23 protein-coding genes are annotated in these 20,470 nt (G+C 60.0%); 11 read left to right on the top strand and 12 right to left on the bottom strand.

Going from position 1 to position 20,470, the window contains the following annotated elements; all coding sequences use genetic code 11:
* Window position 1 precedes the first annotated feature (1 nt).
* The gene (locus ACVDG9_RS24260) at window positions 2-1,177 is read right to left on the bottom strand and encodes a glycosyltransferase family 4 protein (protein ID WP_353607844.1); all 1,176 of its coding nucleotides are present in this window, start codon (window positions 1,175-1,177) and stop codon (window positions 2-4) included.
* Window positions 1,178-1,263: 86 nt separating this feature from the next.
* Here ACVDG9_RS24260 and ACVDG9_RS24255 point away from each other — a divergent pair, with 86 nt between their 5' ends.
* A complete protein-coding gene (locus tag ACVDG9_RS24255) occupies window positions 1,264-2,049 on the top strand; it encodes an alpha/beta hydrolase (protein WP_447239194.1) in 786 nt (261 codons plus the stop codon).
* A gap of 10 nt (window positions 2,050-2,059) precedes the next feature.
* Here ACVDG9_RS24255 and ACVDG9_RS24250 read toward each other — a convergent pair whose 3' ends face one another.
* Complete coding sequence (locus ACVDG9_RS24250) at window positions 2,060-2,701, bottom strand: DNA-3-methyladenine glycosylase family protein (protein WP_447239192.1); 642 nt, start codon at window positions 2,699-2,701, stop codon at window positions 2,060-2,062.
* A 127-nt stretch (window positions 2,702-2,828) separates the two neighbouring features.
* Here ACVDG9_RS24250 and gluQRS point away from each other — a divergent pair, with 127 nt between their 5' ends.
* Window positions 2,829-3,713, top strand: a complete 885-nt coding sequence (gene gluQRS, locus ACVDG9_RS24245; RefSeq protein ID WP_447239191.1) for a tRNA glutamyl-Q(34) synthetase GluQRS — start codon at window positions 2,829-2,831, stop codon at window positions 3,711-3,713.
* A gap of 12 nt (window positions 3,714-3,725) precedes the next feature.
* Here gluQRS and ACVDG9_RS24240 read toward each other — a convergent pair whose 3' ends face one another.
* Window positions 3,726-4,700 carry an AEC family transporter gene (locus ACVDG9_RS24240; protein WP_055659947.1) on the bottom strand — a complete coding sequence of 325 codons (975 nt, stop codon included), beginning with the start codon at window positions 4,698-4,700 and terminating at the stop codon, window positions 3,726-3,728.
* A gap of 176 nt (window positions 4,701-4,876) precedes the next feature.
* Here ACVDG9_RS24240 and ACVDG9_RS24235 point away from each other — a divergent pair, with 176 nt between their 5' ends.
* Window positions 4,877-6,040, top strand: a complete 1,164-nt coding sequence (locus tag ACVDG9_RS24235; RefSeq protein WP_447239190.1) for a hybrid sensor histidine kinase/response regulator — start codon at window positions 4,877-4,879, stop codon at window positions 6,038-6,040.
* Window positions 6,041-6,059: 19 nt separating this feature from the next.
* Here the strand turns inward: ACVDG9_RS24235 and map are convergent, their stop codons facing one another.
* From map to ACVDG9_RS24220, 3 genes are all read right to left on the bottom strand, one after another.
* Window positions 6,060-6,830: a type I methionyl aminopeptidase gene (map, locus tag ACVDG9_RS24230; RefSeq protein WP_055659942.1), complete on the bottom strand. Its 771-nt coding sequence runs from the start codon at window positions 6,828-6,830 to the stop codon at window positions 6,060-6,062.
* 1 nt (window position 6,831) lies between these two features.
* Window positions 6,832-7,038: a ParD-like family protein gene (locus tag ACVDG9_RS24225; protein WP_023002714.1), complete on the bottom strand. Its 207-nt coding sequence runs from the start codon at window positions 7,036-7,038 to the stop codon at window positions 6,832-6,834.
* Between the two features lie 117 nt (window positions 7,039-7,155).
* Window positions 7,156-7,758 carry a 2-hydroxychromene-2-carboxylate isomerase gene (locus tag ACVDG9_RS24220; RefSeq protein WP_447239189.1) on the bottom strand — a complete coding sequence of 201 codons (603 nt, stop codon included), beginning with the start codon at window positions 7,756-7,758 and terminating at the stop codon, window positions 7,156-7,158.
* 156 nt (window positions 7,759-7,914) lie between these two features.
* On the opposite strand from ACVDG9_RS24220, the gene ACVDG9_RS24215 reads away from it, so the two are divergent.
* Window positions 7,915-8,775, top strand: a complete 861-nt coding sequence (locus ACVDG9_RS24215; protein ID WP_075282170.1) for a phosphatase PAP2 family protein — start codon at window positions 7,915-7,917, stop codon at window positions 8,773-8,775.
* A gap of 8 nt (window positions 8,776-8,783) precedes the next feature.
* On the opposite strand, the gene ACVDG9_RS24210 is transcribed toward ACVDG9_RS24215, so the two are convergent.
* Window positions 8,784-9,044, bottom strand: a complete 261-nt coding sequence (locus ACVDG9_RS24210; protein ID WP_023002717.1) for a hypothetical protein — start codon at window positions 9,042-9,044, stop codon at window positions 8,784-8,786.
* A gap of 120 nt (window positions 9,045-9,164) precedes the next feature.
* Window positions 9,165-9,623 (bottom strand): low molecular weight protein-tyrosine-phosphatase, encoded by a 459-nt coding sequence (locus ACVDG9_RS24205; RefSeq protein WP_447239188.1) that lies wholly within the window; start codon window positions 9,621-9,623, stop codon window positions 9,165-9,167.
* Window positions 9,624-9,757: 134 nt separating this feature from the next.
* On the opposite strand from ACVDG9_RS24205, the gene ACVDG9_RS24200 reads away from it, so the two are divergent.
* Complete coding sequence (locus ACVDG9_RS24200; RefSeq protein WP_023002719.1) at window positions 9,758-10,057, top strand: 4a-hydroxytetrahydrobiopterin dehydratase; 300 nt, start codon at window positions 9,758-9,760, stop codon at window positions 10,055-10,057.
* A gap of 32 nt (window positions 10,058-10,089) precedes the next feature.
* Here the strand turns inward: ACVDG9_RS24200 and ACVDG9_RS24195 are convergent, their stop codons facing one another.
* Complete coding sequence (locus ACVDG9_RS24195; protein WP_055660494.1) at window positions 10,090-10,323, bottom strand: sulfurtransferase TusA family protein; 234 nt, start codon at window positions 10,321-10,323, stop codon at window positions 10,090-10,092.
* Window positions 10,324-10,609: 286 nt separating this feature from the next.
* Between ACVDG9_RS24195 and ACVDG9_RS24190 the strand changes: the two genes are divergently transcribed.
* Together ACVDG9_RS24190 and ACVDG9_RS24185 are read left to right on the top strand one after the other, a co-directional pair.
* Entirely contained in the window at window positions 10,610-11,407 is a 798-nt protein-coding gene (locus ACVDG9_RS24190; RefSeq protein WP_447239187.1) for a substrate-binding periplasmic protein, read from the top strand.
* A gap of 56 nt (window positions 11,408-11,463) precedes the next feature.
* Window positions 11,464-12,015: a DUF924 family protein gene (locus ACVDG9_RS24185; protein WP_077291489.1), complete on the top strand. Its 552-nt coding sequence runs from the start codon at window positions 11,464-11,466 to the stop codon at window positions 12,013-12,015.
* 100 nt (window positions 12,016-12,115) lie between these two features.
* On the opposite strand, the gene ACVDG9_RS24180 is transcribed toward ACVDG9_RS24185, so the two are convergent.
* A complete protein-coding gene (locus ACVDG9_RS24180; RefSeq protein ID WP_447239186.1) occupies window positions 12,116-13,927 on the bottom strand; it encodes an amidohydrolase in 1,812 nt (603 codons plus the stop codon).
* A gap of 674 nt (window positions 13,928-14,601) precedes the next feature.
* Here ACVDG9_RS24180 and ACVDG9_RS24175 point away from each other — a divergent pair.
* The 3 genes from ACVDG9_RS24175 to ACVDG9_RS24165 all read left to right on the top strand — a co-directional run bounded on the left by ACVDG9_RS24175 (window position 14,602) and on the right by ACVDG9_RS24165 (window position 17,852).
* On the top strand, window positions 14,602-14,940 hold the full coding sequence (locus ACVDG9_RS24175) for a P-II family nitrogen regulator (RefSeq protein ID WP_006938248.1): 339 nt from the start codon (window positions 14,602-14,604) through the stop codon (window positions 14,938-14,940).
* Between the two features lie 20 nt (window positions 14,941-14,960).
* Window positions 14,961-16,325, top strand: coding sequence for an ammonium transporter AmtB (gene amtB / locus ACVDG9_RS24170; RefSeq protein ID WP_055659930.1), 1,365 nt, complete (start codon window positions 14,961-14,963; stop codon window positions 16,323-16,325).
* Between the two features lie 306 nt (window positions 16,326-16,631).
* Window positions 16,632-17,852, top strand: coding sequence for an ammonium transporter (locus tag ACVDG9_RS24165; protein ID WP_447239185.1), 1,221 nt, complete (start codon window positions 16,632-16,634; stop codon window positions 17,850-17,852).
* Between the two features lie 88 nt (window positions 17,853-17,940).
* On the opposite strand, the gene ACVDG9_RS24160 is transcribed toward ACVDG9_RS24165, so the two are convergent.
* Window positions 17,941-18,624 (bottom strand): HAD family hydrolase, encoded by a 684-nt coding sequence (locus ACVDG9_RS24160; RefSeq protein WP_055659927.1) that lies wholly within the window; start codon window positions 18,622-18,624, stop codon window positions 17,941-17,943.
* A gap of 70 nt (window positions 18,625-18,694) precedes the next feature.
* Window positions 18,695-19,519: a carbohydrate ABC transporter permease gene (locus tag ACVDG9_RS24155; RefSeq protein ID WP_289807874.1), complete on the bottom strand. Its 825-nt coding sequence runs from the start codon at window positions 19,517-19,519 to the stop codon at window positions 18,695-18,697.
* A 447-nt stretch (window positions 19,520-19,966) separates the two neighbouring features.
* Here ACVDG9_RS24155 and ACVDG9_RS24150 point away from each other — a divergent pair, with 447 nt between their 5' ends.
* Window positions 19,967-20,452 (top strand): hypothetical protein, encoded by a 486-nt coding sequence (locus ACVDG9_RS24150; RefSeq protein ID WP_023002729.1) that lies wholly within the window; start codon window positions 19,967-19,969, stop codon window positions 20,450-20,452.
* Window positions 20,453-20,470 lie beyond the last annotated feature (18 nt).

The raw sequence follows: 20,470 nt of genomic DNA, 5'->3' as shown, positions 1-20,470 counted from the left end.
ATCAGGTGCCCAGTAGGCCGGCATAAACACCCAGCGTGCGGGCGCACATGGTTTCGACCGAGAAATTCTGGCGGACATGGGCGAGAGCCCGGTCCGCCATTTTGTTTTTCTCGTCCACGTCCTGGCCCAACACACGGACAATGGCGTCCGCCAGAGCCTGAGGGTCGCCCGGTGCCACCCGCCAGCCGGTACGTTCGCTTTCGGCCGCATCGGGCGGGGAAAGGACGGTTTCAGGTACCGCCCCGAGGTTGGAGACGATCACAGGCACCCTTGCGGCCTGTGCTTCGACTGCCGCCCGGCCGAAGGCTTCCGGTTCGACAGAAGCAACAATCGCAATGTCGGCCAATGCCATGGCGGCGGGAACGTCGGCGCAGTGACCGACGATCCGGACCTTGTCCTGCAGGCCGTTGTCGGCAATCAGCTTCTTCAACTCCGCCAGATATCCGTCACGACCCTGGGCGTCGCCCGCCAGAATGGCGATCGGGTCGGACGGCAGCCTGTCTTGCAGAAGCGCCATCGCCTCGATCACGACGCGCTGTCCCTTCCAGGCGGTCAGCCGGGCCATGTTGAGGAGTATTGGCCGTCCCATCGGGATGCCCCACTGGTCCTTCAATGCCTGCAGCCGCAGGGCGCTGACATTGTCGGGTAGCAGGCCTTTCAGATCGGATCCGCGCTGGATGACGGTGATCTTGCCTTTTGCGAACGGGTGCCGGTCTTCGATCAGCCCGCATATGAAATGCGAATTGGCAATCACCGCATCCCCCCGCGCCATGACCGAATTGTACCAGCTCTTCAGTGCATTCGACTGGTTATAGGTGCCGTGGTAGGTGGTCACGAAAGGGGTTCTGGTGCGCCGTGCGGCCCAAAGGCACGACCATGCCGGGGCCCGGCTGCGAGCGTGAAGCAGGCTGACCTTGCGTGTGGTCACGATGTCCGCCAGCCTGGCTGCATTCTTCCAGAGGGTTGCCGGGTTCTTCGACTTGACGGGCAGGACAATGTGTTCCGCGCCAAGGGCTTCCAGTTCCGGCACCATCTGGCCGCCCTGGCTTGCAACGAGAGCCTTTCCACCGGCTTCCACCACAGCTTTGGCAACGTCCAGCGTCGTGCGCTCGGCGCCACCGGAGTTGAGATCCGGGATCACTTGCAAAATCGTGGTCTCAGAAGGCAGATGAACCAAATCGGATCTCCGGTGAACTGGTCAAGGCGGGGCGTCTGTGCCAAATGGCATAAACAGAAAACATCTATCAGAACGAGAGCCTTAATATGGGTGATTCCGAACCGCAATTCATCCAGATCGGAAAAAACGACGCGAAACGCCGGATTGCCGTGCGGAATGCGCCGGGTTCCGGGGCAAGTTCGTTACCCGGCATCTTGTGGTTGTCCGGGTTCAAGTCGGACATGTCCGGCACAAAAGCCGAGGCATTGGCCGAGGAGGGGGCACGAAACGGGCAGGGTGTGGTGCGGTTCGACTATTCCGGCCATGGCCTGTCGGAGGGTGATTTCGAAGATGCCTGTGTTTCCGACTGGCTGGAGGAAGCGCTTGCCGTTTTCGATGCTTGTTGCCCGGGCGAAACCGTATTGGTCGGCTCCTCCATGGGCGGCTGGCTCGCATTGTTGCTGGCGCTCGCCCGCAAAGACAGTGGCCGCATCAAGGGGCTGGTTCTGATTGCTCCCGCGGTTGATTTTACCGAAGAGCTGATGTGGAAGCAGCGCTTCAGCGATGAGATCCGTGCCGCTATTCTTGCCGATGGCCGCTGGGAGCAGCCTTCAGCCTATAGCGACGCGCCCTATGTGATCACGCGCAAGCTGATCGAAGATGGCCGCAATCACCTACTTTTAGGGGCGCCGCTTCATCTCGGTGCTCCCGTCACGATCCTGCAGGGCGCGCAGGACCCGGATGTGCCGGAAAGTCATGCACGCCGCCTGGTTGAGGCCTTGCCGCTGGACGATGTCACCTTTTCGCTGGTGCCGGATGGCGATCATCGTCTGTCCCGGCCGGAGGACATCGATCTTCTGTTGCGGGCCGTTGCGGACATGTCGGCCCGATAGGGGCCACACCCTAGACCGGCAGGGTTTCCCGGCCCTGTTTTTTCACCTTGTACCAAGCCCAGAAGAGACGGGCGGCGACAGCACGGTGCGGTGCCCAGGCATTGGCGATGACGTCGAGCTCTTTTGGTGCCGGACGATCTGCCAAGGCGAGGGACTCCTGAACCGCGACTTGCAAGGCCAGGTCACCGCTCGGGAAGACATCAGGATGACCCGCGCAGAACAGCAGGAAGATATCCGCGGTCCAGCGGCCGATACCCTTAATCTCGCATAATGCGCGGTGGGCTTCATCCGCCGGCGCCTGTGCCAGATGAGCCAGGTCGAGACCATTGCCGCAAGCTTCCGTCAGCGCGCGCAAGGTCCGGATTTTCGGTCGGGACAGGCCGGCGCCTGCCAGTTCCTCGTCGGTGAAGGTTGCCAGGTTTTCTGCCGTCAGCGGCGCAATCAGCACCTGAAGGCGTGCGAAGATGGCAGCCGCGCTGGCAACCGACACCTGCTGTCCGGTGACAATCTGTGCAAGACCTTCAAAATCGGCCGCGCGTCGGCGCAAGGGGATCGGGCCTGCTGTTCCAGCAATTTCCTGCAGGCGCGGGTCGAGACGGATCAGTGCCTTGAGACCGGCTTCGATGTCTTCTTCGGTGGCAATCGGGGTCATGTCGGCGGGGCTTGTCCGGATATGTCTTGAACTGCCGGGCGATACTGTCTCTTGCGCGGCGGCTGGGGAATGATAGGTAGGACTTCACTCATCAGCCCGCTCCGCGTCAACAGCCTTTGCCGATCTCATGACCCAGCCCGTATTCCGCTTTGCTCCTTCGCCCAATGGGCACTTGCATCTGGGGCATGCGCTTTCGGCTCTCCTGAATGCGCGTGCAGCTGTTGCGCTCAGTGGCCGGTTTCTCGTGCGGGTGGAAGACATCGACCAGACCCGGTGCACGCCGGACCTGGAACGGGAGATGTTCGAGGATCTCGCCTGGTTGGGTGTGCCGCTCGATGAGCCCGTGTTGCGCCAATCGGAAAATTTTCCGCAATACCGGGCAGCCCTGGAAAAGTTGCAGGACATGGGCCTGGTTTATCCCGCCTATCTGACCCGTGCTGAAATCAAGGCGTTCGTTTCAGCCAAGGAAGCCAATGGAGAAAGCTGGCCGCGGGATCCTGACGGTGCGCCGCTTTATCCTGGCGATGCCGCGGTTCTTTCGCCGGAAGAGCTCAGGAGCCGGGCGGCCAGCGATGCGCCGTTCTCACTGCGTCTCGACATGCAGCGCGCCCTCGCGCAGATCGGAAGGGCGCTGTCGTGGCAGGAAACGGGGGCGGAAGGCGAAAACCTGTTTGCCGAACCTGTCGCGTTGCCTGTCGAGGCGGCAGCGTGGGGTGATGTGATCCTTGCCCGCAAGGACACGCCGACGAGCTATCATCTGTCGGTGGTGGTCGATGATGCCAGGCAGGGCATCACCGATGTGCTGCGCGGACAGGACCTTTATCACGCAACCAGTGTGCACAGGGTCCTGCAGGAACTGCTCGGCCTGCCGTCACCGGTCTACCGGCATCACAGGCTCGTCCTGGGGGCGGACGGACGCAAGCTCTCGAAGTCCAGCAAGGACACCAGTCTCCGGTCGTTGCGTGAGGCCGGCATGACCCATGCCGAATTGCGCAAGAGGATCGGGCTCTAGCGCGTTCAGGGATTAGCGCAGGCTCATGCCGAACCAATGATCCAGGAACCAGATCCACAAGCTGGCTGTAACGATGGCGCAGAGCGTGGTCATGGTAATCGCATTTGCTGACATGGAATGGCCGGTGCCGTAGCGGTTGGCGAAAATATAGGCGTTGACACCTGTCGGGCAGCTGGCCGTCAAGGTCGCCACGGCTGTCCACAGAGGCGGCAGGTGGAACACGAAAGCCCCGAAACTAAAAACGACGATCGGCATAAGCAGCATCTTGATGATGCTGAGGATCAGTCCTGGCACGATATTGCCGCGCATGCCGTATTGCACGAGGCTCATGCCCAGTGACAGCAGTGACAACGGCAGCGCCGTGGCGGCGATGCGGCTGATAACATCGAGACCGATCTCCGGCAGCTCGAGGCCTGTCTGCCGCCAGACAAAGGCGGCGACGATGGTGACGACGAGGGGGTTCTTCACCAGGCTTTTTCCAGCTCCCATCAACAGTTGGGAAATGGGTGGGGAGGCCGTGCCGTTGTCGATCGCAGCTGCCCGCTCCATCATCACCGCCATCAGCACTGTCATCGTGGCCAGGTGGATCGAGATGATCAGCAGCAGTGGGGCCAGGCCTTCGTCGCCGTATACCGAGGCGACCAGCGGCAGGCCGACCAGAATCGTGTTGGCGAAGGCGGCGGATATCCCGCCGATCGCGCTTGCCCGGGCATCGCGGCCGAAACCCTTGCGAATGATCAGCGATCCGAGCAACCAGGCAAAGCCGACGCCGATGAAGTAGGTTGCCCAGAGCGCCAGCGGAACACCCGCGCTGAGGTCAGCGCCGATCAGCGATCGGAAGATCAGCACCGGGATCGCCACGATATAGACGAACTGCCCGAGTGCTTCGCTGATGCTCTGGTTCAGAATGCGGGTTTTGGCGAGACAGTAGCCAATGCCGATCAGCAGGAAAACCGGGGCGACGATCGTAAGTGTTTGAGCAAGCATCTATGCGGCAACCCGAAGGCTGTTTCCGGTTGATTTGGGACTGGGTGCAGGTGGATGCCGGTCTGGATGGACAGCGGCCACACGGCAAGGTAAGCAGAATTTCGACCAACTTGGCTTTTTGGCGCGTGTCTGGCAAGCCCGGTTGAGACCCATTCAGGCGAAGGATCTCCGGCCGCATGGCAAATCATGACGATGACAGCGTCAAACTTGCGCTTCTGGCCCACGATCTCAGAACGCCGCTTGCCGCCATGCGCCTGACGGCGGAGCTGATCGGCACCGGTCCGCTGAACGGGACACAGAAGGATCAACTGTCGATCCTCATTCGCTCCATCGATGCACTTACGCAAATGACGGGCGAGCTTGTCACGGCTGCCGAACCGGGATCGCAAGCGGAAACAAGACCAAGTCGGATCGCAGATTTCGTTTCGGAAATCGCCGACCTTTTCCAGGTCGCGGCCGAAGCAAAAAACCTGACCTTGACGCTGAAAATAGACGACGAGGCCCGCGAGGCGGTTACATCAAGTGGCGGGACACTGCGCCGGGTGATCACGACATTGCTGGACAATGCTGTCAAATACACTGCTGAGGGCGGGGTCACGGTCGAGGTTCGCGCAGCCGGCCACAAATCGGAGGATGCATCCGGTCAGGGCAATCCTTCCTCCATCCTGATTTCCGTTGCAGACAGCGGCCCCGGCATCGAGCCTGAAGAAGGTGCACGGCTGTTCCGGCCCTTCGTCCGGGGCCGGCACGGCCGGGAAACCGCGCCTGGAACGGGTCTTGGTCTTTGGGGGACGGCGCAGTTCGTCCGGGACATGAATGGCCGGTTGACACTGGCGCGTTCCGAGACCGGCGGCAGCCGGTTCAACGTGGAAATTCCGCTCGGCGAGGGCGATGACGGCCTGTTGCAGGCCGAGGCAGACCAGCATGGAACGTCGGAATCATCCGAAGATGCGTCTGTCACCGGGCCCTTGTCGGCGCATGTGCTTATTGTTGATGACAACGAGACCAATTGCCGTCTGCTGGCAGCGCTGCTGGAATCCTTCGGTATTTCGTCGGAGGCCGCCAGATCGGGCGAGCAGGCTGTCGGTCTCGTTCAAAAGAGCGACTTCGATGCCGCGTTGCTCGATCTGCACATGCCCGGCATGAGCGGTGTCGAAACGGCCGAGGCTCTCGGCTCTCTGCGCCCGGACCTGCCGCTGATCGCCGTGACGGCGGCTCTGGAGTCTGTTGGCGACACGCGTTTGCGGGATGCAGGGTTCCGGGAAATCCTGACAAAACCCCTGTCACCTGCCGCCCTTTTCGAGGCGATGAAACTGGCGAGCGGACGCAAAGCGGGCTGAGGGCCACACCTTACGGCCTCTATCCTGTCAGGGCTGTTTCATCTCGGCGCAGGGTCAGAACCTCGACACCATCGGCGGTAACGGCGACCGTGTGTTCGAACTGCGCCGACAGCTTGCCGTCTTTGGTCACAACCTTCCAGCCGTCCTCTTCGGTTGAAACCCGGCTGGTGCCCTGGTTGATCATCGGCTCGACGGTGAAGACCATGCCTTCGCGCAATCTCATGCCCGTTCCGCGCCGTCCGAAATTCAGTACGTTGGGCTCCTCGTGCATTTCACGGCCGATGCCGTGCCCGCAATAGTCGCGCACCACCGAGTAGCCGTTCTTCTTGGCGTGTTTTTCGATTGCATGGCCGATATCGCCCAGATAGGCGCCCGGCTTTACCTGCTCGATCCCTTTCCACATCGCTTTCTGGGCAACACGCACCAGCCGCCTTGCGGCCGCACTGGCGTTTCCGACCACATAGGTCTTGCTGGAATCGGCAATGAAGCCGTCCTTTTCGAGCGTGATATCCAGATTGATGATGTCGCCGTCGCGGATGATCTCGTTCCGGTCCGGAATGCCGTGGCAGACGACCTGGTTGATTGAGCAATTCAGCACAAATTCAAAGCCGTATTGCCCTTTGCTGGCCGGACGGGCGGCAAGGTCCTCGGTTATGAAACGCTCCACCATGTCGTTGACAGCGAGTGTCGACATTCCGGCAAGGTCAACACCATCGAGCATCTCGAAGACGGAGGCGAGCAACCTGCCCGAGTTGCGCATGAGTTCCAGTTCTTCCGGGGTCTTGACCATGTCAGGCAACCGCCGCATCTGCTGACGGAGCCTGCGCTGCTTCGAGCTGCATCTTGATGATGTCGCTGAAGGACAGGGTCGGGTTTGCCTCGGCGAGCATGCCGATCTTCATCCAGAATTCGGCCTGCGCATTGATGGAACGGCACATGACGGTGCTGGCCCGGCGGATTTCCTCGTGCAGACCCTCGTCGATCTTGACGATGCCCATGACTGTCTCCCGAAATGGCTGGTTATATGAAACGTATATGTTTCGTATATAGCCTTCGATCTCGGGTCCCGCAAGCCGGGTTTTGTGTTGGGATATCGGATGAACGCGAGGCAGTCTTCAGGCGTCTGTTTCAACCAGGCTTCCGGCTGCCTCGAGGGCCTGTTCCAGCCGATCGTCGCCCCAGTAGAGGTCTCCGCCTGGAATGACGAAACTCGGTGCGCCGAAGATGCCGAGTTTCTCGGCTTCGGTAACGGCTGCGCGCAGACTTATCTTGTTTTCCCGGCTGTGGGCGGTTGCCAGGGCCGTCCGGGCCGGAGCGCCGATTTCCAGCAGCAGTTCGGCCATCAGGCTTTCGTCGGCGATGTTCAGCCCCTGTCCGAATTCAGCGATGAAGACCGCACGGGTAAAGGCCCCTATCCAGGGCTGGTTCTGTGCTGCGTGTGCGATCCTGGCGGCCAGCAGCGCGTCCTGGGGAAAGGGAGACGGCAAGGTGAACGGCAGGCCGTATTGTCTGCAAAGCCGCTCCATGTCGCGCCACATGTAGTGGCCCTTGGCGGGATACAGGTTGAAGGGAGAGGTTGGCCAGCCCTGCTTCTTGAAGATCGGACCGAGCAAAAATGGCCGCCAGGCGATCTCAACGCCATAGTCGCTTGCAAGCGTTTCGATCCGCATGGCCGAGAGATAGCTGTAGGTGGATGCAAACTCGTACCAGAATTCCACCACCGGTTTCCGGTCCTGCCGCAATGACACTATATTCGTGCCGGTAGGGGCCGCAGGCGGCTGACTGTTTTTCACATTCCGCATCTCCGCAAAATCTGAACCGGCCGGTTTCAGGAAGGGATTGGATCGGGCAATTGGATGCGTTAAAGAGCAGCCATGACGCAAACCCAGCCCCAACAGCATAATCCCAAGACCGGACTGAGCAAACTATCCATCTGGTGCATTAACCATTCGATGGTGTGCGTTGGGCTCTATATCTGCCTTGTGTCCCTGTTCTTTCTGGCCTTTCCCGGCGTCGATCTCTGGGCGAGCGGGCTTTTCCATTTTGGCGATGAGGGCTTCAAGGCCGAGAACGTCGCGTTCTTGCGCGATGTCCGGCACCTTGGACCGTTTCTTGTCCGGGTGATCGCCATCGTCTGCGTGGCGGTTCTGCTCATCAAGCTGCTGGTGCCGGGCCGTCAGCCGCTGATGCCACTGCGTCAGCCGGTGTTCCTGCTGTCGACGCTGATCCTTGGACCGGGGGTTCTGGTCAACCTGATCCTGAAAGACAACTGGGGCCGCCCGCGGCCCCGCAATGTCGAGATCTTCGGTGGGGATCTGCCGTACCAGCCGGTCTGGAAAATCTCGAACTACTGCGACAGCAACTGTTCGTTCGTGTCCGGGGAAGGGTCGGCTGCCATGTGGCTGGTGGCGGCAATTACCTTGCTTGTGCCCGCAACCTGGCGCAAGGGCGCTCTCGTCTTTCTGATCCCGCTCGGCCTGATCCTGTCAGCCAATCGGGTGGCTTTCGGCGGGCACTTCCTGTCCGATACGCTGTTGTCCTGGGGCGTGACGCTGCTCCTGATCCTGGCGATCCACCATCTGCTTTATCGCAAGACCCCTCCGCTGGTGAGCGATCGCCAGCTTGACGAGTGGTTCACCGTGAAGGGGCGGCGCTTGCAGCGGGTGTTGCAACGGCTGGCGGTTCGGGTCCGACGGGCACTTCGCGGCATCGGTCGCGTTTTTGCCGAACGCTGACAAACACCCTACTTCTTGCGTGGTCTTGTGCGTTTCAGGATGCGAGCAAAGCGCAAGGGCGAGCGGTCTTCCACCCAGGTAATGGCATCGTTGAGCGGCGGCGTCTTGCGTCTGCGGCTGCGCAGCATGCGTGCCGCACTCCGGTTCGTGCCGACAATGACAATCATGCCGAGCGCAAGCAGGGGGACGCCGGTCGGGATCGGCAGCCAGACCGTTACCAGCCCGGCCAGGATCAGCGCAGCCGCAAGAGACCACCACAGAATTTTCATTTTGGTGCCAAGGAAGTCGTGCAGATCAGACACCCATAAACCGGTGTCTGAGACGGATTTATGAACCCGTGCCCGGCAATCCCCGGCTTGTCGTGTGGTCAAGCAGCGTGCCTGGCTTTGTCAGGCACTCGTCATCAGGTCCTGAAAGAGACGTTGACCACCAGTGCGCACGAGCTGGTACACCTGTTCAAAGCCGTCCGGGCCGCCGTAGTAGGGATCGGGAACATCCTGCGGCGGTCTGTTCAAAAGCAATCGTAGCCGGGGGCTGCTCGCTCCGCCCATGCGCTTGAGGGCCGCGAGATTGTCCCTGTCCATGGCGACGATGGTGTCGAAGCGGCGGAAATCATCTGCCCGCACCTGCCGTGCCCGTTGGGCGGAGATATCGACCTCATGCCGCGCGGCTATGTCGATGGAGCGTGGGTCCGGTGGATTGCCGATGTGCCAGGCGCCGGTTCCCGCGCTATCGACCACGAAACTGTCTGCCAGTCCTGTCTCCTGCACGATGTCCCGGAAGACGCCTTCCGCAAGTGGCGACCGGCAGATGTTGCCAAGGCAAACGAAGAGGACGGCGTGGGGCACGCGGGTTATCCTTGAAACAGGCGCCAAGCGGATGCTGGCAGCCCGCCATTGGGCTGACACAGAACTGGATTAGGTGCACGGCAGGCAGACGGCTCGTTTTCGAGCCGGGCCGTTACGCAAAACAGGAGGACCAGATGGTTGAACGACTGAAGCCGGAAGACCGCGCCGCCGGATTGAACGATCTGCCGGGCTGGCACATGTGCGAAGACCGGGAGGCGATATCGAAATCCTTCAAGTTTCACAATTTCCGCGAAGCCTTTGCCTTCATGACCCAGATCGCGCTGGTGGCGGAAAAGATGAACCACCATCCCGAATGGTTCAATGTCTATCGCAGTGTCGATATCACCCTGTCGACCCATGACGTTGGCGGTCTCAGCAAACTGGACCTCCAGCTTGCGGCGGATATCGACAAGATTGCCGGCAAGATGCAGTGACGCTTCAAGCCGGGTGCTGATCGTTTATTGATCTAGCCGCCCTTGGTCAGCACGAAACGGTGGCCGCCCTCTATGCGCTCTGCTTCCAGCAGGGTATGGCCCTGCTCGTTGCAGAAATGGGGAATGTCGATTTCCGCCATCGGGTCCGTGGTCAAAACCGTCAGTTGCTCGCCGCTGGATAACCGGGTGAGGGCCTTGCGGGTCTTGAGCACGGGCAGCGGGCATTTCAGGCCCTTCAGATCGAGTGTCGTTCCGGTCGTCAACAAAGTCTCCGTTTCAGGGGCGCCGGTGGCGGGTCGAAATTTCTTCCCTTTGTTGGCCATTCATACAAGATTAGGAAGTCAAAACTAGCCTGATTTGCCGGTGTCATCGGGGTACAGGGATGAAAACCGTCCCAGACTTGAGGCCAGGTAGGTCCGGTTCCGGATTGACGGCTGTCGCAATAGCGCACCCGCAATCCGCCGGCAGGGTTTAACTGCGAGAAACGGCTTTTTCAAAGGTGCGGGACGATTGCATGGTGCAGGAATGAAAGCAGGACTCCGGAGCGCAATCATGCTTGCGGCCGCGGCCCTTTCGCTTGTTGCCGGCCCGGCAAAGGCAGACCCCGCCGAAATCCAGATCGTCACCCAGAGTTTCGCACCGCTGCAATGGGACAACGCGGGCAAGCCGGACGGTTATGTCACGGCCTATATGCTCGAAGTTGCCAGGCGGGTCGGGGAAACAATCCCGCTGAAGATCGGCGCTTACGAATTCCTGCCTTGGAAGCGGGCAATGCTCCTGGCCGAAACCATGCCGAATGTGCTTTTTTTCTCGCTGTCGCGAACGCCGGAGCGAGAAGATAAATTCATCTGGCTGGGCGAAGTCTCGCCCTATGGGCAGAATTTCTACCAGCTCTCGACCAGATCGAAGATCGAAGCCGACACGGTCGAGGACCTGCGTGATCAGAGTGTGCGGATCGGTGTTCAGGACGGCTCCAATCTTCTGTCCCACCTCAAACAGCTCGGGTTCGAGAAAACCGGGAACCTGGTGCCGATCACCGATTTTCACCAAGGTATCGAGATGCTCTATCTGGAGCGGATCGATGTCCTGCCGCTGACCGGGTTCCTGGCAGAGGCCAGCGCCTGCAAGCAGGGATATGACGGCAGCCTGCTGCAGCCGGTGGTCTTTGTCGAAGCACTTGCCAACCCGCTGTGGGCCGTTTTCAGCCAGGGGACGGATCCTGCGCTGGTCGAGGCGTTCAGGCAGGAAATGACCGCCCTGAAGGACAGTGGCTTTCTGGATGCCCAGACACGGCAACACCAGGTCAACTGGCAGACATTGGCCTGCGGCGCGTTGACAGCGGGCAAGTGAAGCTGGCAGGAACGGATCGCACCCGTTCCACTCCTTCATCTCCGGAAATTGCCGCCATGACAGACCAGCCGATCACCTCCCTCGACGTTCTCGATTTCTGGTGGAACGCCGGGCCGGCGAAATGGTTCGCAAAGGACGACAAGTTCGACAAGTTGTGCCGGGACAGGTTCCTGGCCGCTATCGAGGATGCGGCTGAGGGCAAGCTCGATGGCTGGGCGGATACGGCCGACGGTGCGCTCGCGCTCCTGATCCTGCTTGACCAGTTCCCGCGCAATGTCTTCCGCGGAAGCCCCAAGGCTTTCCGGGCGGACCCGAAGGCCGTAGAGGTCGCCGAAAAAGCGCTTGATCGTGGTTTTGACAGGGCGTTTCCCAAGGAGGCGCGCGGCTTTTTCTACCTGCCCTTCGAGCACGCAGAAGACATGGCGCATCAGGAAAGGTCTGTTGACCTGTGCCGCGTCCTTGGCGACACGGAACTCTATCACTACGCGCTGATCCACCTCGACGTCATCCGCCGCTTCGGCCGCTTTCCGCATCGCAATGCTGTTCTCGGCCGGCAATCGACACCGGAAGAGATCGCCTATCTGGAAAGCGGCGGCTTCTCAGCCTGAGGATCTGCCCGGGAGCTGCTTCTGCGGTTGAGGCATTGACCGAGTTGCCCTGTCTTCAGGACGGCCTTCGGAGGCCGTCCCGACGCAGCATGCGGTCTGCTTACTGATTGGAAACGCCGCTCAAGCCGTCATACATCGCATGCATCAGGTTATGTGCTGCTTCCGGATTGCCAAAGACCGGAAATTGCGGGGAGAGGTCGCCCCGACGGCCGTCTTTCTGTGCGTCATAGACCAGATTGCCGCCTTTCACTGTCCCTTCGATCTTTATCCCGGCCAGCTTCTCCGGATCGATCGCCGTCGGGTCTTCGGACAGCAGAACGAAATCGGCCAGCTTGCCGACTTCGATCGACCCCTTGTCGTTTTCCTCGAATTGTTGCCACGCGGGCCAGATGGTCATGGCTTTCAAGGCGGTCATGACGTCTACCCGCTGGCTCGGGCCGAGGATGTCGCCTGACCGGGTGCGCCGTGTGACCGTCGCTGAGAGAATACGCATGCTGTCCGGGAAGGCGACGGGAGCATCGTGATGGGAGCCGAACTTCATGCCGCGTTCGCGCACCCAGCCAGTTGGCGAAATATTGTCCGCGTTCACCGGGCCAACCGTGTGGTCTCGGTGCCAATCGCCCCAGTAGAAGGTGTGCATGGGAAACAGGGACATGAAGACGCCAAGCCGCTTGTAGCTGTCCACCTGGTCTTCACGCAGAAACTGGCCGTGGATGAGCACCGGCCGGTTGCCGGGGTCTCCATATTTTTTCTGGGCCGCGCCAATGGCGGCAATCAGCATGTCGGAGGCGCCTTCGCCATTGGCATGCGTGATGATCTGGATGCCGTTTTCGTAGCACCAGTTCACGGCGTCCTGAACCTTTTCCATCGTCACCGACGCATAACCGGCATAACCGGGAGGATAATCGCCGACGGGATCGTAGTAAGGCCGGTCTCGCAAGGCGGTAAAGCCTTGTGGCGAGCCATCGATTGTCAGCTTGCATCCGCCCACGCGCACTTTGCCTTCGTAGTCGCGCGAAACATGCTGGGCGATGTAATCCTTCGCTTCGAGCACGTCGGGATAGGCGATAACGTCCACCGGAAGACCCTTGTCCGCGTCCACCGCCTTCAAGGCTTCGACCACCGCCCCGGAAGAGCGGCCATCCTGCGCGGTCGTATATCCGTAGCGCATCCAGAGGTCTGCTCCGGCTTCCGCGAAAGCAGACAGTCCTTCCGGCCCCAGAGTTCCGAGCAGCGGGATGAGCACATTGAAAAAGGCATATTCTTCAAGAACGCCATTGGGAGTTCCATCCGAAGTGCGCTGAATGACACCGCCTTCCGGATTTTCGGTCGAGGCGGTGATCCCCGCGAGTTCGAGCGCCTTGGAATTGGCAACACCGAGGTGGCCCGACTGATGCACGATCACGATCGGGACTTCCGTCGAGACCGCGTCGAGATCCTCACGCGTTGGATGGCGGAGTTCGGCCAGTTGTGCGTTGTCGTAACCGAAGCCGATGATCATCTTCACCTTGTCGACTGTCGCAGCGTTCTTCTCCGCCCAGGCTTTCAGCGTTGCCTGCAAGCTGGCGATATCCGTGACGTCGCCGTCCGGCGGCGCAAGCAAGTTCGCCGAAAGGGCCTGAATTCCGCCCATGACCACGTGTCCGTGGCTATCTACGAACCCCGGTAGCATCGTCCGGCCGTTCAAATCGAACGTCTCCGTCGTTTCGCCCTTAAAGGTCGAAATATCGGCCAACGTTCCTGCCGCCAGTATTCGCCCGTCTTTTACCGCGACGGCTTCAACCTTCGGCTGGCCGTCATTGATGGTCAGGATGGGACCGCCGGAATAGATGGTGTCGGCCACGTCCTGCGCGTTCGCAAGACCCGGCAAGAACGAAAGGGCTATGGCCGCTAGCTTGGCACTGTGTCTCATTTCAGCCTCTGCCGGTTGGTCCGTTGGGATGGGGTCATTGAAAATGGCAAAGCAACTAATGGCTGCATCTGCCAGGGTTACGTCTGAAAAGTATACTCCAGGATCCCGAACAAGCTCGAACTTATTCGATGTGGCGGCTCTTTCTCTGGAGGGATACAGGCGTGCAGCGCCAATCCTCCATCTGGAACTTGAGATACGGATTTTGCCTCCGCACTGAGGCGGTGGCTGCTTTCGCGGCGGGCTGCCGCCGCAGTGGCGAGGCACGGCCATTTGCGCTGCCGTAACTTTGTTGACCGGTTCAGGTGCCGCATTTTTATGCGAGGAGCGATTGCCGGTGTTTTGTGCACAATTTTTAACCTTCAGAGTATGCGATGTGCAAAAAATAGGCAGAAAAACTGCCTGAAAAGCCGCCATCCCATTTATGCCACAAAGTTGGCTTCGGCGTTTTTTGCACTGCAAAACCGCGGGATTCCGCGAAAGACTCTCCGAAAAAGCCAAGTTGGCACGGTCCTTGATTAGTAAGAGCCGACACCGGCCCGGGGCCACAACACGTGGTGAAGCCGAAGACCTGAGAAGATCCTTCCAGAGGGGGACAGAACCAGGCGCAGTTTCCGGGGTGGTAGGCCGAGCTTCTTCGACGGGAAGGGGCGCTAAGAAGGGGAATGGAACGAGCAATGAAAATAGTGATGGCCATCATCAAGCCGTTCAAGCTCGACGAAGTGCGCGATGCCTTGACCAGCATCGGCATCCAGGGGCTGACGGTGACTGAAGTGAAGGGCTATGGCCGCCAGAAGGGGCACACCGAAATCTATCGCGGCACCGAGTATGCCGTCAGCTTTCTGCCGAAGCTGAAGATTGAAGTCGCTGTGGATGCCGCCTCCGTCGACAAGGTCGTCGAAGTGATTTCCGGCGCTGCCAAGACCGGCCAGATCGGGGATGGGAAGATCTTCGTCCATTCGATCGATCAGGTCGTGCGCATCCGTACCGGCGAAACCGACGCCGAAGCTCTGTGATTTAGGTAAGGAAACGTATCATGAAAAAACTAGTCGCTAAGGGCGCGACGGCGCTGGCTCTGCTGAGCCTTACGGCTCTGCCGGTGCTTGCGCAGGATACCGAGGCTGCCGCTGCAGCTCCAGCCGCAGTCTCTCCCGAGGTTGCCTATATCTTCAATACGCTGCTGTTCCTCATCGGTGGTTTCCTGGTCATGTGGATGGCCGCCGGCTTTGCAATGCTTGAAGCTGGTCTCGTCCGCTCCAAGAACGTTTCGATGCAGTGCCTGAAGAACATTACGCTCTACGCCATCGCTGGCCTGATGTTCTGGATCACCGGCTACAACCTGATGTACACCGGCGTTGACGGCGGTTTCATGGGTTCCTTCGGCCCTTACGCGTTTGATGCCGTCGGCGGCGACGCACTCGACACCGGTTACTCCACGGCGTCCGACTGGTTCTTCCAGATGGTCTTCTGTGCGACCACCGCGTCGATCGTGTCCGGTACGCTCGCCGAGCGCATCAAACTGTGGCCTTTCCTGGCTTTCACCGTTGTCCTGACGGGCATCATCTACCCGATCACCGGTTCCTGGGAATGGGGCGGCGGCTGGCTCAACGGCGAAGCCGTGAAGGCTATCGGCGGCGCTGAGTTCTCCGACTTTGCCGGTTCCACTCTCGTTCACTCCGTCGGTGGCTGGGCTGCTCTGGCCGGTGCGGTTATCCTCGGTGCCCGTAAAGGCAAGTATGGTGCGGATGGCTCCGTGCACCCGTTCCCGGGTTCCTCCATGCCGCTCGCAACCCTCGGCACGTTCATCCTGTGGCTGGGTTGGTTTGGCTTCAACGGTGCGTCCCAGCTTGCCATGGGTTCCATCGGTGACGTCTCCGACATCTCCCGCATCTTCGCCAACACCAACATGGCTGCTGCTGCCGGTGTCGTCGTCGCGGTTGTTCTCACCCAGATCCTCTACAAGAAGGTCGACGTGACCATGGCTCTGAACGGCGCTCTGGCAGGTCTGGTTGCCATCACCGCAGAACCGCTTGCCCCGAGCGTGTGGGTTTCCGTCTTCGTCGGCGGTGTCGGTGGCGTGATCGTGGTCTTCGCGGTTCCGATGCTCGACAAGCTGAAAATCGACGACGTCGTTGGCGCCATCCCGGTTCACCTGCTGGCAGGTATCTGGGGCACGCTCATCGTACCGCTGTCCAACTCCGACGCTTCCTACGTCACCCAGCTGATCGGTATCGTTTCCATCGGTGCGTTCACCCTGGTCGTAAGCTCGGTGATCTGGTTCGTCCTCAAGGCCACCATGGGTATCCGGGTGTCCGAGGAAGAAGAGGCCCTTGGTCTCGACAAGGTCGAAATCGGTGTGGAAGCCTATCCGGAATTCGGAACCGGCTCCGGCCGCCTCTAAGGCGGCGCCGACAAAAATCTCCCAGGCGGTCTATTGGCTCAGACCGCAAACTTGGAAAGCCCGGGGGCAACCCCGGGCTCTTTTTTTGGCTGGTTGCCTGAGTTTATGTTTTGCCTAAAAAAATTGCGAATGATTACAAAATAATCGATCCGCACGTTCCCTTTGGTGGGGTCTCCAAAGGTTTCGATTAAAAAATCGGCTGATTTCCGGGTCTTTTTTGAGCTTTTGCCCGTTTGGCATGCAGTTTGAATCCTGTGCGTTCCGAAACGCAAAAACAAACGGCAAATTGCCTATCTGGGGGTCAAAATGAATGAAACCGGGGTCGGGGCGGACGTCTTTTTCGTCCTTGTGGGAGCTATTCTCGTTTTCGCCATGCACGGCGGCTTCGCTTTTCTGGAAGTCGGCACCGTCCGTCAAAAGAACCAGGTCAACGCGCTGGTAAAAATCCTTGTCGACTTTGCCCTGTCGACAGTGGCGTATTTCTTCGTCGGATATGCGGTTGCCTACGGCACCACGTTCCTGGTGAACGCGGCGACCTTGTCAGGTGGTGGTGAAGGCTTCGAACTTCAGGGTCTGAGCCTGGTGAAGTTCTTCTTCCTCACAACATTTGCCGCCGCAATTCCGGCGATCATCTCCGGCGGCATCGCGGAACGCATGAAGTTCTGGCCGCAATGCCTGGCCACCGTTGCCCTGGTCGGTATCGTCTATCCGTTGTTCGAGGGTTTGGTCTGGAACGGCAATTTCGGGTTCCAGGGCTGGTTGGAAGCGACCTTCGGCGCGCCGTTCCATGACTTTGCAGGCTCTGTGGTGGTGCATGCGGTCGGCGGCTGGATCGCGCTCGGCGCCGTTCTGCTGTTGGGTGCCCGCATGGGCCGTTACGACAGCAACGGCCGTCCCATCGGTATTCCGCCCTCATCGCTGCCCTGGCTCGCCATGGGATCCTGGATGCTTTGTGTCGGCTGGTTCGGTTTCAACGTGATGACGGCTGCCTCTCTTGAGAGCATTTCCGGTCTTGTGGCGATCAACTCGTTGATGGCCATGGTTGGCGGCATTCTCGTGGCGCTGGTCGTCGGCCGGAATGATCCGGGCTTCGTGCACAACGGTGCGCTGGCCGGTCTCGTTGCCGTCTGTGCCGGTTCAGACGTCATGCACCCGATCGGCAGCCTGATTGTCGGGGGTGTCGCCGGCGGTGTCTTCGTAATCGGTTTCGAGATCTGCCAGAACAAGCTGAAAATCGACGACGTTCTGGGTGTCTGGCCGCTGCATGGCATCTGCGGAGCGTGGGGTGGTATCGCCGCTGGTTTCTTCGGGCTCGAGGCCCTGGGCGGCCTTGGCGGTGTGTCTCCCGTTTCGCAGGTTATCGGTACGGTTCTGGGGGCGGTCTACGCCCTTGGGGCGGGTCTTGCCGTCTACGGTATCCTGAAAACGACGATGGGTCTGAGGCTATCTCAGGAAGACGAGCACCGCGGAGCGGATCTTTCGATCCACAAGATCAGCGCAAATCCGGAACACGATCTCGGGCGCTAGAATGGCCTGCCGCGCGCCGGGTAACGGCGCGCGGATCTCTCAGGAGCATTCGGGTTCTGTCAGATTTTTGGATCAGCCCAAAACAGCCTCAGGCTGCTGTGCTTTCACTGATCAGCAGAGCGGCCAGGTTGTCATGGCTGTCGACAACCCGATGTGCACCGGCGGCAAGCAGCTGTTCCGCGTGGCCATCGTGACAATGACCGCCGCCGACAAAACCCCAAACCGTCATGCCGGCGGCAAGGCCCGCCTTCACGCCGTTGACACTGTCTTCCACGACAAGCGCGGCTTTCGGGTCCACACCCAGCTTATCCGCCGCGAACAAAAACAGATCGGGCGCGGGTTTGCCGTTGGTAACCTGCTCGCCTGAATAGATATGCGGCTCGAAATAAGGGAAGAGCCCTGTGTGCTGAAGCTTGTGGGTCAGCCGGTGCAGGCGGGAGGAGGAGGCGACGGCACGTGGGCCATCATGGGCTGCCAGCAGCTGTTTGATGCCCTTGATTTCCGCCAGTTCGCGGTCGATCCGCGCCTGGGTGGCAGCGTCCAGATCCGGTCCGAATGTTTCAGGCAGCGGTCCCTTGCCAAGGGTCTGGTAATCCGCGTCGAGCGCCGCCCAGAAATCCGTACTGCCCAGGCCCTGGAACCGGTCCATATACTCATGAAGCTCGTACTTCAGGCCGATCCGGGCCAGATGTTCGCGTTCGACATCGACATAGATGATTTCCGAATCGACCAGAACGCCGTCACAGTCGAACAGGATCGCTTCAAATGCCATGGATGAGGTGCCTTTCGGGTCGTTCCGGAAAAATTGGGGCAGGGACCGCCGGTTTCAATGCCGGATGTCGTCAGTGTGAGCCGTCGAACAGGCCTTTAACGACTTGTCGTTGAAACAATATGACAAGCAGGGCCGGAGGCACGAACGCGAGTACCGCCAGCATCAGTCCGCGCAGGCTGGAATTGCCGAAAAACTGCATGCCGCGCACCAAGGTGTAGGTGCTTTCCTCCGAAGTGACCATTACCGGCCACAGATACTGGTTCCAGCCGTTGACGAAGAGGACCAGAAACAGGGCCGCCGCCGTCGGCGCCGACAGGGGAACCAGAATGTCCTTGAAGAACTTCAGCGGACCAGCGCCGTCGATCCTGGCGGATTCCAGCAGCGCATCCGGAACCGTCATCAGGAACTGGCGGAAGAACAGCGTCCCAAGGCCGGAGGCGACCAGCGGCAGGATGAGGCCCGCACGCGTGTTGACGAGGCCAAGTTCGACGGTCACGGCATAGGTCGGCAGGAACCGGGATTCCAGAGGCAGCAACAGGGTCAGCAGAAGCACGGCGAAGATGGCGCTGGCAAAGCGAACCCGAAAATAGATCAGTGCATAGGCTGTCATGAGGGACAGAACGACCTTCAGGGTCGCAAATCCAGCGCCCAGCAGGAAGGAATTCCACATCATCGACAATGCTGTGACGTCACCGGAAAAGCCGGCGCCAGTCTGCAGAAAGTGTCCGTAGTTTTCCAGCGTGCCACTGCCCAGATCGAGCCTTGGCCGAACCTTTCCGCCCTCATGGGTGGTTGCGGCGAAGATCGAATAGACAGGCAGCGTCATCACAAGCGCGCCGCCGATCAGGATCAGATGATCAAGAAGCTGGGCCTGCCAGCGCCGCCAGTTGGGCATATGAGACTGGTTCCTCAAATCGTTCCGAAGTAACCGGGGCGTGCTGCGGGGACGGAGCGGGGAAATCTCGACGTTGCCGGGGCAGGCGCCAAGACAGTTCCGCAGTGAGCAAATGCCCGGTTCAGACCCGTCGGTGAGACGGCGGCGAGGATCGCCGGGTGCAGAGTATTATGGATTGTGACGGGCGAGGGCAAGACGCAATTCGGTCTGCCTGCAGGTGCCGCCGGCGGGAGACAGGCTGGTTGGCCGGGCCGGAAAAGACCTCGTCCGATGACGTAGCGTTCCGAAAGTGCTGCCATTTTAGGAGGGGGCGTTCTGGAAGTTGTTTTTACCCCTATCCTGTCCCTTGAGTGACAGGGGGCAGTTCTTCAGGCAATATTTCGCGGTATTACGAGACTTTCTTCATCCTGAAAGCCATGTTGCACATTTGGTGCCGGGGGGCGCGATATGACACGGATACTCCTTTATAATGGTGAGCTTGATTTTTTGACGCGGGGATATATGGCCGCGCATTCCGGTTACAGCTATTCCTCGACCGATGAAATTCTGGGTCATCTGGTTCAAAACGCGCCATCGGGTGGCTTCGGCGTGGTCGAGCTGGTCTTTCACAGCGGCGTTCCCGGTCAGGTGACCCTTCTGGATGCAGACTGCGTAGGCGGATTCACGGCGGCCAGTCCGGTCGGGATGGTGTCGCACAGTTCCGGGATGGAGAACTTCTGGAGAACGCTGGGCCAGTATATCCGCCCTGGCGGCGTCCTTTCCCTCAATGCCTGTTCGATCGCGGAGGGGCGCGCCGGCGGGCACCTGCTTCGGCATCTCTGCCGCGCCATCGGTGGTGGCAAGCGGGTTTGCGGTGGGCTGGGCGACCAGACCTCCGGTGTCTTCGAGTATAACAACGCCTCGCTCATGCGCGGTTATCCCTACTATTTTTAAGACCAGAGGGTTCGGGCC

Source organism: Roseibium sp. RP-7, assembly GCF_053005225.1.
This window is presented reverse-complemented; position numbering and strand designations above follow the sequence as displayed.

Excerpts from the sequence above, each read along its gene's own strand:
- ACVDG9_RS24190 (WP_447239187.1), top strand. The coding sequence starts at position 10,610 with ATGCTTGCGGCCGCGGCCCTTTCGCTTGTTGCCGGCCCGGCAAAGGCA.
- ACVDG9_RS24150 (WP_023002729.1), top strand. The coding sequence starts at position 19,967 with ATGACACGGATACTCCTTTATAATGGTGAGCTTGATTTTTTGACGCGG.
- ACVDG9_RS24225 (WP_023002714.1), bottom strand. The coding sequence starts at position 7,038 with ATGGGCATCGTCAAGATCGACGAGGGTCTGCACGAGGAAATCCGCCGG.
- ACVDG9_RS24160 (WP_055659927.1), bottom strand. The coding sequence starts at position 18,624 with ATGGCATTTGAAGCGATCCTGTTCGACTGTGACGGCGTTCTGGTCGAT.
- ACVDG9_RS24240 (WP_055659947.1), bottom strand. The coding sequence starts at position 4,700 with ATGCTTGCTCAAACACTTACGATCGTCGCCCCGGTTTTCCTGCTGATC.
- ACVDG9_RS24185 (WP_077291489.1), top strand. The coding sequence starts at position 11,464 with ATGACAGACCAGCCGATCACCTCCCTCGACGTTCTCGATTTCTGGTGG.
- ACVDG9_RS24165 (WP_447239185.1), top strand. The coding sequence starts at position 16,632 with ATGAATGAAACCGGGGTCGGGGCGGACGTCTTTTTCGTCCTTGTGGGA.
- ACVDG9_RS24200 (WP_023002719.1), top strand. The coding sequence starts at position 9,758 with ATGGTTGAACGACTGAAGCCGGAAGACCGCGCCGCCGGATTGAACGAT.
- ACVDG9_RS24180 (WP_447239186.1), bottom strand. The coding sequence starts at position 13,927 with ATGAGACACAGTGCCAAGCTAGCGGCCATAGCCCTTTCGTTCTTGCCG.
- ACVDG9_RS24215 (WP_075282170.1), top strand. The coding sequence starts at position 7,915 with ATGACGCAAACCCAGCCCCAACAGCATAATCCCAAGACCGGACTGAGC.
- ACVDG9_RS24250 (WP_447239192.1), bottom strand. The coding sequence starts at position 2,701 with ATGACCCCGATTGCCACCGAAGAAGACATCGAAGCCGGTCTCAAGGCA.
- amtB (WP_055659930.1), top strand. The coding sequence starts at position 14,961 with ATGAAAAAACTAGTCGCTAAGGGCGCGACGGCGCTGGCTCTGCTGAGC.
- ACVDG9_RS24255 (WP_447239194.1), top strand. The coding sequence starts at position 1,264 with ATGGGTGATTCCGAACCGCAATTCATCCAGATCGGAAAAAACGACGCG.
- ACVDG9_RS24210 (WP_023002717.1), bottom strand. The coding sequence starts at position 9,044 with ATGAAAATTCTGTGGTGGTCTCTTGCGGCTGCGCTGATCCTGGCCGGG.
- ACVDG9_RS24175 (WP_006938248.1), top strand. The coding sequence starts at position 14,602 with ATGAAAATAGTGATGGCCATCATCAAGCCGTTCAAGCTCGACGAAGTG.
- ACVDG9_RS24235 (WP_447239190.1), top strand. The coding sequence starts at position 4,877 with ATGGCAAATCATGACGATGACAGCGTCAAACTTGCGCTTCTGGCCCAC.
- ACVDG9_RS24155 (WP_289807874.1), bottom strand. The coding sequence starts at position 19,519 with ATGCCCAACTGGCGGCGCTGGCAGGCCCAGCTTCTTGATCATCTGATC.
- map (WP_055659942.1), bottom strand. The coding sequence starts at position 6,830 with ATGGTCAAGACCCCGGAAGAACTGGAACTCATGCGCAACTCGGGCAGG.
- gluQRS (WP_447239191.1), top strand. The coding sequence starts at position 2,829 with ATGACCCAGCCCGTATTCCGCTTTGCTCCTTCGCCCAATGGGCACTTG.